This window comes from Bartonella raoultii (assembly GCF_019659805.1).
Lineage (GTDB): Bacteria > Pseudomonadota > Alphaproteobacteria > Rhizobiales > Rhizobiaceae > Bartonella > Bartonella raoultii.
Genome location: NZ_JAIFRO010000014.1, coordinates 1 through 12,894, shown reverse-complemented (window position 1 = coordinate 12,894; position 12,894 = coordinate 1). Strand labels below are relative to the sequence as shown.

Genomic DNA, 12,894 nt, shown 5'->3' with positions numbered 1-12,894 from the left:
ACCCAGCAATTACCCTTATGAGAAAGGTTGCTTTCCTTTTCAATAAAGCCCCCTAAATCGCCAGCTTTAACATCAGAAAAGTCTTTTAAAGCTTTAATACGATAAAGAATGATAGTTTTTCTTGTAATATCATGTTTAATTTTTTTGATTTTACTGGTTAACTTATATTTTTGAGACATAAGGATACCCTCACAATCTAATGTGATAAAGAGTTGATAAAATTTGGAATGGAAATTTGAGAAAAGCAGGCGCCCCCGCCGCGCCCGTGCTTTATTTAAGCAGCATCATTTTCATATTCGCTATCATTATCATCATAATAACCTTCAAAATCAGCATAATATTCATCACGATAATAATCATCTTCGCTACCAAATTCAGGATATTCGTTATCACAGATATCTTCATTCGCTTCTAAAAAGGCATTGCTATGTATATAAGAATTTCCAGAGATAAGAGCATCACAAATAACGGCATCATCGAAAACACGGGATTCATCACAGATATAAGCAGAGCCACTTATTTTCGCATTGCCACCGACATGAGCATCATCACAAATGACAGCATTATCCGAAATATGAGCATGATCAGTGACACGGGCGTTATCATAAATTTGTGCATTGCCTTCAATTACAACGGCGTTACTAGCATGTGCATTGCCAGAAAGCTTTGCATTGTCTTTTAATGTCATCCCTTCAAAAATAGCATTACCATAAATTTGCGCATTGCCATAAACGTCTACAAAAAAGCTTTTCACTTTAGCATTTCCGAAGACGCGTGCATTTTGAAAGACACGGGCTTTATTATACACCCAGCAATTGCCCTCATGCGATAGGTTATCTTCACTTTCAATATACCCCCCGAGGTCACCTTTTTTGACATCATCAAAATCTCTTAAAGCTCTAATTCGCGTTAAGAAATGACCATCTACATAGTCACCGTCATTAATAAACTCGTATTTTTTTGCGGGCTCTTGTTTGTTAGCAGGTACAGTTTTATTAGCAATTTTAGAGATAACGGGGGTGTTTTTTGAGATAGTTGTCATAATTAAACCTGTATGTTTTAAAAAGTTTTGAATTGGCAGCCTATAAGGGCGCCGGGCGTTCAAAACACGGCATACAGTCCGTTGCTATGCTTTTCCCTCGCGAAGGGTATTGTATGGCATAAGCACACCCGACATAAATACATACACTTGTAGCACAAAGCGTTGTAATAATCGAATTCTTTAGAGGAAGTAAACAATTTTGGTTGTTTATCCACTGTATGTTTAGTGTTTTGATCACTTGATTATTTACATAACAAAATACGTATTTATTGTCAATTAATTTATGCGCTTTTTTGATATTTTTTATGTTTTTTTAAATGCATTGTGTGTAAATATTTATCATATGCTTATAAAACACTTCTTTTTTATTATATGCTGTTACAGCTATATTATGGGCTTTTTAAAACTATTACGTTCTTTTTTGAATATATACTTTATAATATTTATAAACGCTCTCATCATGCGTATTTTTATGTTTTATAACCTATCATATTTTTTACTAAATGGTTTTTAAGATTTCTGTTAATTTCTTTTATAATACATTTGCAATTTAACAGCCTTTTATAGGGGCTGTCTTTATAACCACCGCATCATTTTTCATTTTCATAAGAGAAAGGATAAATAGGATAATTGCGATTTATAGTCTGTTATGAAAACATTTTAAAAGAGAGTGATCATTATAGAAATTAGCAAAATCCCTTTTAATAGACTTTTGTCAGTTCTTTTTAGACCCTATAGTGTTTTTTTAAAATAAGAGAAAATTAAAAGCATTATATTTCAATGTGTTAGCAGTTTAACGATACAACTTATATCTATAATATAACCTTAAATACAATTAGTAATATATATTTGTCAGTTATGTGTCAGTAAATTTAACCGACAAAACTTAATGATTTTAGTGAGTGATTAAAACACGTCTTTAAAAAGCATGTGATCTTTTAGAGTATTTCAAAAGACAGTTTATAATCATAAGAAATGCTATAAAGACTATTATGATTATGAGTTTTGAACGTTCTTCTTTACTACTCTATTATATTTTTTTTAAATAGAAAATAAAAGTTGTTATATTTCAATAAGTTAATTTTTGAAAAAAACAACTTGTATTAATAATATATTCGTAAATTCAACTAATAGAATATGTTTTGAAGGTATTTTGAAGGCGTTAAGAACCTTCAAAACCTATAGGAAAATGAAGATACATAACTTTCTTTCAAGAGGTTTTTTTGAAAGCTATAAAGCTATCATTTGAGATTACGGTATAATCTTTTAAAGGCAATCCAAAAGAAGCGTATTCACTTTAAGATGGGATTTCTTATAAATCTTAAAGCAATCCAAATAACAGTGTTTAAAAGTGCAAAAGATTTCTTCTTAGAATAACGCATATAAATACTCCTTTTAAGATTGTATCTAATAAACTTACAAAAGAGGTATAGATTATGGTTATAAGACTCTATACCCCTTATTAGTATGCCCATTATAAGCATGCTTTATAAGCTTATTTAGTTTCTCTAATTTCTAATTTTGGTAAGTTCTTAACAATCTTCATTGTTTCTAAACTTACAGTAATAACCCTTTGAAACAATTCTAATGGATAGGCAGGATTACCAACGGTTTCAACAGCATAGCGATTAGCATCATTCACAATACCACTCTTTTTATCAGTTTTAACGCATTGACGCCCCATAACCCATTCAAGAGCAGGCTTGCCATTAACAATATACTCATAAGCTTCAAGAGGGATATCAGTCATCGTGATATTGCTGTTATAAATAACTGTCGATTTATCCTTTTCCTTACTATCCTTAATTTTTGCGAATTTCATTTCTTTAACATAATAGAATTCTTTAGGATTAGGAATATCAGTCTGTTTAGGATTGCCTTTTTTAAAGGTTACTGGATAAGGTTCCACATTTTCATAATTTACGTGTAAATGACCCAATTCACGCCCTGCTGTAACAAACTTCCAAAAATCATCAGCAGTTTTTACACAAGGGATACGAGGCAATTCTTTGCATAAATTATCAGCATAACGGGCACGATAATCTTCCGAATGTAATAATCCATAAACATAATAAAACAGATCATCTTTTGTTATATTCTCATTAGGATAAGTTGCTTTAAAATGAGCTAAACCCTCATCCGTAATGGCATCACGCCTTTGTAAACCATTATTTTTGCTTTCTTCTGTAGAGTTCGTAAATAGATGAGACTGGTTATCATCTTTATTTTTTAAAGATTCAATTTCCTCATAAAGATATCTTGGAAAGCATTGACCTGTATCTATTGCGTGAAAATTAGGTAAATCCTTAGTCATAAGTACAGAAAAACCACTCCTTGCTCCTATAGCAGAAACTTGTATCACCTTATTGTTAATCGTTTGTTTTATAGGAAATATACGATGCATTAGAGAAATTGCTTCATTAAAAATACGATTATAATAAAGCCATTGACGTGTAAAAGGACGGTAAAGGCTTTGCATAAAACATGTATTTTCAAATTCAAAAACCTTTCTTCTCATTAAATGTTTTTTAAGATTAAGACTCCAACTGATTTTTTTTGCATCAGAATTGACAAAATCGTTTACAGCATTTGTATGTGTCTTGTGATCAGCATGGGGATATACAATATTAAAACGTTCTACTTCGCTATTATAGAAAGTAATCATATTACTCATATTCTTCGCGAGAGCTTTACGACTTGAATTGTATGCCCAAGCATCACGACTTGTTACGATACCACATGAAAACGTTTCAAAGAGCTTTTTATTATGCTTTTTCTTATAACTCTTATAACCCATGGCTAAAAATTCTTTAAAACTATCATCACGTTGATGTATCCAATCCCCATGTTTGTCTGGTGTAATTATTTGCCAACCCTGTTCACTCCGTGTAATGCCACCAACACTACCAAAATACTCAAGAGTCGTAAGTTTTTCTTTTGTTGTGAGATTATTACCAATGTCATGATAGTAAATTTTACATTCTCCAGAAGCATTAGGATTTTTGATAAACAGCGTCACAGCAATGCCGGTCATGCTACCATTACCAAAAATATTTTCTCCTTCTTGAGCTTCCCCATTGCTTAACATATTTTTACGAATATCCCCCCGTAAATTAAGCACATAAATACTGGTAAATTCTTTAGCCAAAGATTTTCGTAAACCGTCCATTGTCGACTTTTCTACGTAACCAGAACCAGAAACAAAACCGATTATTCCAGCATTATTAAGACGGTCATTAGCCCAGCGAATAGCACGAATATAACTATCATACAGATTTCGTATAAGACTTGCTTTTGACTGAGCAGCATATGTTTCAGCAATACGTTTATCTAATAGAGGATAAGTAGTATTTTTCGCATTATCATTAGCGCTTTTTTGTCCTACCGAATAAGGAGGATTTCCAAAGATAACTTCGATATTTAGATTTTTCTGATGTTCTAAATATTCGCTGTTTGCTTTAAATAATTTTTGCAATAAGTCTTTCTTTTCAAGCATACGAAACGTATCAGTTAAACCAATATGCTTGAACGGTATATAATCTCCTTTCACAAGACTATGATAGGTCGATTCAATGTTAATGGCTGCTATGTAATAGGCTAAAAGAACAATCTCATTGGCATGGATATCATAACGGAATTTATATTCCATATCCTCTGGTTTTATAAGATTTGATTGTAACAACCGTGTGATAAAGGTTCCAGTTCCAGTGAAAGGGTCAAGAATAGAAATACCTCGTGACCCCAAGCTTTTTCCAAATTCATTGCGTAAGACATCATTAACAGAGTGAATGATAAAATCCACAACCTCAACGGGGGTATAGACAATCCCAAGCCTATCCGTGGTTTTCTTAAATGCTTTGGTAAAAAAGTCTTCATAAAGCTTGATAATAAGGTTCTGTCTTGCTTGGGGGGAAGTAATTCCAGAGGCACGGAATTTTACGCTGTCATAAAACTCTTGTAACTCTTTAGAGACTTGCTTGATATTGGTTTTATCCAACTCAGCTAAAATCTTTTCCATCGCTTGTGAAATAGCATTGTTTTGGATAAATTCATTGCCATCAAACAAGGCTTCAAACACGGGACGCGTCACAAGATGTTGAGCTAACATCTCAAGCGCTTCCTCTTGTTTGATATCACTGTTTAAGTTGTTTTGTAATTCCTTATGAAAGCTCTCAAAAGCATGATAGGCTTCACTGCTTTCATCGGAAAGAATGGTTTGAAGGCGTGTAATATGGTTTTGTGCAATTTCAGCGACATTACCAGCCCAGATGCCCCAATAATCCGCAAGGGTAAATTTCTTAGCCAAAAGGGTTTTAAGGGCATTAGGAAATTCTTTATAAAAGGGTAATCTTCCTGTTACGCTATGAATGTATTTTTGTGGTTCATAGGCTGCTTTTCCAATATCAAGCCCCGCGCTTTCTGGTTTCTCATAAACATGGATTTTATCTTCAACCGTCGTCATACTCTTTAAGGCTACAATCTCTAAAGTATGACTAACGTCTTGACCTAAAATCATCTGGTTAAGGGTTACCTCAAAGTTCTCATCATGGGAAAGCAAAGCATTGATCACTTGCCAAACAACACTGTATCTCTTGTTGTATTTTAAAGCCTCTTCAGCAGAAATCCCAGCCGGTACCCCAACGGGTAAAATGATATAGCCTCTCTTCTTGCCTTTGGCACGGCGCATGATACGCCCCACCGCTTGTATCACATCCACTTGGCTTTTACGCGGGTGTAAAAACATAATGGCATCAAGAGCAGGAACATCAACACCTTCAGAAAGACAGCGTACATTGGTGAGCACACGGCAAGTGTTTTCCCCCGCATCTTCCTTTAACCAATCAAGGGCTTCATTGCGTTTCTTGGCACTTTGTGTTCCATCAATATGGGCAAAGCTACATTGAAGAGGCGGGCTCTCTTTATAGAGCTTATGAATACCATACAATTCTTTCTGTATCTCTTGAGAGTTGAATGTATCACGGATACGTTCAGACGTTTTTATGTCTTTACAAAAAGCCAAAGCCCGCCGCATGGGATTGGGGTCATCACTTAAATCAACCTTCAGATCTATTTTACTCAAGGCTTGATAACAGCCTATGATCTTGGTTTTATCATCAAGGGTAAGTTCATAATTCTCATCGGTCATCAGATGTTGAATGGATTCACTCACTTCCTCTTCATTAACACCTAAGACAATAATCTTATAAGGAACTAAGAGTTCATTCTTCACGGCTTTAGAGAATGTGTAGGTGTAAAGCTCTTTCCCATAGAGTGCTTCATCATCCATAGACGCCAGAATACCATTCATCTCATGGGCTTGCTTTTTGGCACTATCAGCAAAGATCTTAGGGGTTGCTGTCATGTAGAGGCGTTTTTTGCCTTGAATGATGCTGTTATCATGAACCTTGATAAATTCAGATTCATGCTTGTCTGTTCCTAATACAACCCCAGTTGTACGGTGTGCTTCATCACAAATGATCAAATCAAATTCGGGTAAATCATATTCCTTTTGCGCATCGGAAATCACTTGAATGGAATGATAGGTCGAAAAGACCACGGTCATCACATCAAGAGAGGTTTTATTAGCTTTACGTGCAAGCTCTTCAGCATCCGTTGTCGCCGGTAAGACAAGATCAGAGGCATCAAGACCAGATTCATCATCATGTTTCCCTTTACGACGCTTGCCCACTTGTGTATCCGAACACACGGCAAAGGAACGCAAGGGGATTTCTGTATCAATGGTCCATTCACGAATTGTTTGTGACATCAAAGCAAGGGAGGGTACCAGAAACAACACACGCTTGCCTTTTCCTGCTATGGTTTCTGCTATCTTAAGACTAGTAAAGGTCTTCCCTGTACCACATGCCATAATAAGCTTGCCACGGTCTGCTTCTTGCAAACCTTCACAAACTTTCTCAAGCGCTTCTATCTGATGATCTAAAAGTTTTTTTTTCGGTTGTTCTTTAAGGACGGCTTGTCCTCTTTCTTTATAAGCCCCCCAATCAATTTGACTGTTTTCTAAATCAAACAGATTAATCTGTTGAATACGAACTTCTTGTCCATCACACGTGTTGTTAGCATTATCACTCCAATTGCTCTCAGTACTATCAACCAGAATGCGACGCGTGAAGATCTTTTTGCCAGAAGCAGCAATAAAGCTATTAATATCTTCTTTTTTAATGATGTGAGAAGCATCATAGCATTTACATTGAATAGCCGCATAACCTCCCTCATCACGGATTGTAGCGACCAGATCAATACCGATATCACGCCCATCTTCATCATGTTCCTTAGCCCATTCCGAATAAGTCTGAACCTTTTCGTATTCCTGCTTTTGTAAAGGGTCTTCAGATAAATAAGCCTTCACAAGGTTTTCAAACAGCGTTCCCAATTCACGGGGTGATTTTGCTTGTTGACGGTAGAATTCTAAGAGAGAGCGTAAAGAGACGTGTTCATGATCAGGCTTAATAGATTGCAGCATATTACAACAGAGCTCCATTTTGAGATGAGAGGGTTAATTCTTTTCAAAAGAATCAAAATGAGGTTTATTAAATCCATTTTGAACGAAATGAGAAAAAAATGCAGAAAAAGCGGATAATTTTTTCAAAAGGGGTTTTAAAGGCACTTTATCCACAGCCTATGACGCAAGCCAGATGAGCAAAGAAGTGAAATTTGCTTATCGTTTGACGTGTTAATCAAGACAAATGCAATACGTGTTTAAAAACATCAGAATGAGTATTTTGATAGGTTTTATTACAAATTTTATAGAGAGGTTTTGAAGGTTTCTCAAACCCTCAAAATACCTTCAAAAATATACTATGGGTTGAATTTAGGGTTATCTTGTCGATATAGGTTGTATTATTAAAATAATAACATATTGAAATATAATAACTTTTATTTTTTTTGATTGAAAAAAATATATAAGGGGGCGTAAAAGGAACCCTCAAAATCTTCAAAATCCTCGAAATTAAGAGATAAAAAGACTTTGAAGGTTCATGACACAAATAAAGGTTATAAAGTTTAGTGTTTTATAAGATTTTCAGATTGCCTATTGTGATATCTTATCACTTTTCACTAAAGGATGCCATTCATAGCGTATAGTAGGTCGACCGCTTTTGGAGTTATTGTCTCCAGAGATTTCGCGAATATAGTTACAACGACATAAAAGCTCTAAAGCTTGCTTAACGGCTCTATTGTCTTTTAAATGCGTCCAACTTCTTTGATGAATATCACGTAAAGTAAAAACATCGGGCAAACAATCACAGCGTTCAACAATCAATTTTGCACGCTCTGCTGTTAATGTATCCCCAGCCGTATAAAGACGTTTTGCGTGACTTATCAGATATTTTTCCCAACGCAATGCTGTTGTGATGGCATAGAGACCAATTTCAAAACCACCACTATCAAGAAGTTCAAAAATCAACGCAAGGCTTGCTATGGTCTTAGGCATTTTCAAAAGATGTGATTGTAAGCTTTCAGAGAAACAACCACTTTTTGCCTCTCTATGAAGATTTTCTAGCCATTCATAAAATTTCTCTTGTGCTTTTGGTATAAAACGCATGGTAATGGGCTGTTCTGGAGAACCTAGCCGTTTATCACGAAAAGAACGAAAAACGCTTTCATACTTTTGCCAGCCCTCTTGATTGGGCGGTCTATCAACCAATTGCCACTCTTGATTTTCATCGGGCCACACCAGCATTTGAAACCGTTGTAATAAACCGTCATCGTTTATTCCACGGTGTATTGCTTGAATGATAGGAATAATTCGTGAAGGTTGAATGCCTCCAATCATTGATAAAGTTACATGGGGAATAAAAATGGTTCCACGCTCTATACGGTCATAGGTAAATTGATCATCTCCATTGAAAGCTGTTAAATAGAAAGAACGGTCTGTTTGATATTCCTTTCTCTCTAGATTGGTTAAAAAACCAGATAATTCATCACGAACCATCAAAAGACCACGAGGGTTTTCTTTTAACAATTCCCCAAGCTTTTCAACCGTGACATCATTGACGATAAAACGAGAGACCTCATCATCATGAGCACTGTCTTTAGAGAGCGTTTCAAACAACAGAGCACGGGCTGTTTCACACTCTCCTTTTTTAAGCGCTTTATTGGCTTGTCTTTCTTTTTCTCGTTTGTCTAAACTCTCTAATCTCTTTTCAATTTCTTGTTTTTCTTTCTGTTTTAACCACTCTTTATACCATTGCTTTTGAAGGCACGTGATAGGCGCTAAAGCGGCTTTCATGGCTGGTGTTTTATATGTTGATGATTGACCAATAAGAGCGCCCCAAAGATTAGGAACAATTGTCCAATCATCATATTGTTTTGGAGCAACCCGCACGCCATTGCCAATGACAGCAGCCAAGCCACATAAAGCAGAGACAGCAATAAAATCGAGAGGGGCTTGTTGACGCTCTGAAACGTCATAAATATAGTCCATGAATGGGATTGGGAGCTGTAATGGATTAAAAGGTTCGACAGGTAAAAGAGCCGTAGCAATGGGTTTTAATTCCCCCCAACCATTTTGTTGCAAGGCTTGTTCATAAGGAATGGCTTTTAAACAAGCATTATCGTTATCATTGACGGGGGTATTTTCATTGTTGTTTTGTAAATTACACTCTTTCATAGTTCCCTCTTTTGAGAAAGTAATACATTATTAAAGTCCATTCCTTTTGGAGCTTGCATGATAAAGACCTCAAAGCCTTGGCTATAAGCACGCTTTGCAAGGGTAAAACCTGCTTTACGACCCGCATCATCGCCGTCCATTGCGATTGTCAGACGTGCTTTTATCAGGGGTAAATTCATACGCATCATGCCACTAGTCGAAAGAGACGCCCATACATTCACGGGCTCTGATAACAAACCAGACAGCAGAGAGAGACCGGTTTCAATGCCTTCACAAATGACAAGATGTTTTGGATTGTCTTGGCTTAAATGCACAGCACCACCCATGACAGAACCCAACATGGCTTTTGCTGGTTTCTGATCTGTTTTGCAGCCATTGGTTTGTAAAAAGGTTCTATGAATGGCAAAAGAGCCAGCTCCCTTAACAAGAGCAACCAACGCGGGCAGTGTTATCCCTAATGGGTGTGGACATTTGTCGTGAAAACGTAAATCAGCAGGCAATTCACAAGTAATCCCCCGCATACGTAAATAGATTTCTGCTAAAGTATCTTTTATTGGTTGACCTTGTTGCCAAATCTCTCTTGCTCTCTCTGCTTTCTGTTTTGTTTCTTTGAGATCAGCAGAAAACTGTTTTGAGAAAGAGAGCCTATGATCATAAGCTTTATCAAAAAAGGCTTGTTTCCCAAGCAAGCCAATTCTTCTAAGCGCTTGTATGATCTCTTTAAAAGAGCAGCCAGCATAACAAGTGAGTAAGAGACGCCCATCATGTCCATTAGAAAGAGATAAGCTAGGCAATTGATCATCATGGGCTGGACAACGGGCACTTCCATAATGCCCATGCCAAACCCCACGCAAGGCATTTGTGATGCCCTGAGAATTTTCATAAAACATATTATTGTCCTGTTACTTGCGTCACAGAACGGATTTTTCTATTCATTCTTTGAGTGAAAATGGAAAGCCTTGTCTGTCCTTACGTGACAAGGTTTTCTTTTATGCGACGTCGTTATAACGTTGCTGTTTTGCTTGCTCTATTACATTCAAAAGATCTGATTGTAACCAACGCGATAAGAAACCAAATTTTAAAGGCTTTGGGAGAGAGCCATTGGTCACATGACGGCGGAATGTTGAAACACTCATATGAAGTAATTTTGCACTTTCACGGTCAGTTAAAAGAATATCGTTTTCTATCATTATAAATCCTTTCAAGAGTAAAAAAATGAGAACAAATCATGCCTATTTATTAAGCACATTTTGGTTGTTTTTTGAAGGTATTTTAATCATAGAAAACAGTGTTTTATTATCCATTTTCTCATGTGATAATTTATGAGAATTATTGAAAGGAAATGAGAGAAGAGAGAGAGCAAGTTATCCACAGATTATGGGGTATTACACCCCATATCTTAAGATTGACCGGTGACATAAGCCGCCCATTTATCCATATAGACACGGCGCTGTTCTAAATAATCAGTCCGACGATAGGCACGCTCTACTTTACCGCCGACCGTATGAGCTAGAATGGTTTCAGCGACCTCATAGGGGGCATCGGTTGTTTCAGCAAGCCAATCGCGTAAACTAGAGCGAAATCCATGCGGGCAGGCATCACGTTTATTGTCTCTCATATACGTAGCCATACACTTAGCAGCAAGGGGACCCCGACCAGTTGCAGAAAAGAAGAAATCATTACGAGAAAGCAAGCGCGCTTGTTTCAAAATGTTTAATGCCTCTGTTGATAAGGGCACGCGAAATTCTGTTGTAGCATCACGCCTTCCTTTCATATTCTCAGCAGGGATAGTCCATATATCCCCCTCAACTTGATCTTTATGAATATGGCGTATAGGATTTGTACGAACACCTGTCAGAATAAGCAGCCGCAAAGCCAGTTGTGTTAGGGTTGATGCTTCACAAAGTGTTTTATAAAAAGCAGGAACCTCTCTCCAATTCATTGCTGGAAAGTTTTGTGCTTTATGGAGTTGTTTACCTAAGAGCGCGCGTGCTTTTTCTGTTGCCTGTAAGTCAACATTCAATCCCAGAGCAGCCGCATGTTTGAGACAAAGATTAAGACGGTTTAGTGCTTTACGAGCTGTATCAGCTTTTGTATGCCAAATAGGGACAAGCGTATTGCGTATTTCTGTTTGTGTAATCTCAGAAACGGGCAAACAGCCTAATTTAGGGAGAATATAAAGGCGTAATGGTAAAAACCAACTTCCATTTTGACCATCCCCTTTTAATTCAGCTTTACGAGTTTCAAAAGTCTCTAAAGCAATATCTTTTAGATAATGGAGATTGCTTATTGCTTCACGTTTTTGTTTTTCACGTTCTTTAATGGGGTCACGCCCTTCACGTAAAACAGAACGCCACCCCGTTGCCAATTCACGGGCTTGTTTTAAAGAGACATCTCTTAAAGCCCCCAAGCCCATTTCGCGGCGGCGCCCATGAATGGTATAACGATAAATCCATTGAGCACCTCCATCTTTACGCTTATGAAGAAGCAAGCCGGCACCATCATTATATTTGCCAGCCCCCAATGTTGCGACAGATCTTGCATTAAGACGGTTCATAAGAGCCATTTTTAGTCCTTTCTTATACAAATTTAATCCACACACTCATCCCGCTTGTGATGTGCAAATGAGTGATTTTAATTGATGCAAGATAAACAGATTTGAAATGAGAGAATGTTACGTTATTCGGGACTCTTATTCAATATGAATAACGCTAGATTATCATTATAAATCAATACCTTGTACTTATATAACGTCCGCTATGCAATGGGGCATTGACCATGAAGAGGAGGCTCTAAAAGAATATGAATTCATTTATGACACAAATGTTACAAGATGTGGTTTCATACAACATCCGACAATAGGAATGGCTGGTGCTAGCCCTGATGGCTTTGTTGGTGAGGATGGTTTAGTTGAGGTCAAATGCCCACAATCAGTTCACCATCTGCGCTTTTTTATGGATGGTAATATTAAGTCTGAATATATCGCACAAATGCAATTCCAAATGGCTTGTACGGGACGCAAGTGGTGTCATTTCATTAGCTTTGATCCGCATTTTGTAGGCAGATCATCTCATTTGCGCATGAAAATCAAACGTATCAATCGTGATGAAGAACAAATTAAACAGATCAATCAAGCGGTTCAGATGTTCTTGGAGGAAATAGAGCAAGATATGAAACAAATCTTGACACAAGCTGCTTGATGTTATGGGGGCGCTTTCTCCTC

At 36.9% G+C, this 12,894-nt stretch carries 6 protein-coding genes and 1 pseudogene; 1 reads left to right on the top strand and 6 read right to left on the bottom strand.

The features are described from left to right. Nucleotides 1-274: 274 nt before the first annotated feature. The 6 genes from K3248_RS08365 to K3248_RS08340 all read right to left on the bottom strand — a co-directional run bounded on the left by K3248_RS08365 (nt 275) and on the right by K3248_RS08340 (nt 12,237). On the bottom strand, nt 275-1,042 hold the full coding sequence (locus K3248_RS08365) for a nucleotidyltransferase family protein (RefSeq protein WP_220717880.1): 768 nt from the start codon (nt 1,040-1,042) through the stop codon (nt 275-277). Nucleotides 1,043-2,537: 1,495 nt separating this feature from the next. After that, nucleotides 2,538-7,523, bottom strand: coding sequence for a DEAD/DEAH box helicase (locus K3248_RS08360; RefSeq protein WP_220717879.1), 4,986 nt, complete (start codon nt 7,521-7,523; stop codon nt 2,538-2,540). Between the two features lie 567 nt (nt 7,524-8,090). Further along, nucleotides 8,091-9,671, bottom strand: coding sequence for a YfjI family protein (locus K3248_RS08355; protein ID WP_220716909.1), 1,581 nt, complete (start codon nt 9,669-9,671; stop codon nt 8,091-8,093). Next, a complete protein-coding gene (locus tag K3248_RS08350) occupies nt 9,668-10,561 on the bottom strand; it encodes a DUF7146 domain-containing protein (protein WP_220716910.1) in 894 nt (297 codons plus the stop codon). Before K3248_RS08350 ends, K3248_RS08355 begins: the two co-directional genes overlap by 4 nt. 99 nt (nt 10,562-10,660) lie before the next feature. Beyond that, on the bottom strand, nt 10,661-10,861 hold the full coding sequence (locus K3248_RS08345; RefSeq protein ID WP_139413266.1) for a helix-turn-helix transcriptional regulator: 201 nt from the start codon (nt 10,859-10,861) through the stop codon (nt 10,661-10,663). Nucleotides 10,862-11,070: 209 nt separating this feature from the next. Further along, entirely contained in the window at nt 11,071-12,237 is a 1,167-nt protein-coding gene (locus tag K3248_RS08340; protein ID WP_220717878.1) for a tyrosine-type recombinase/integrase, read from the bottom strand. A gap of 178 nt (nt 12,238-12,415) precedes the next feature. On the opposite strand from K3248_RS08340, the pseudogene K3248_RS08335 reads away from it, so the two are divergent. Next, nucleotides 12,416-12,871, top strand: a pseudogene (locus tag K3248_RS08335) (lambda exonuclease family protein); the annotation flags it as partial. Nucleotides 12,872-12,894 lie beyond the last annotated feature (23 nt).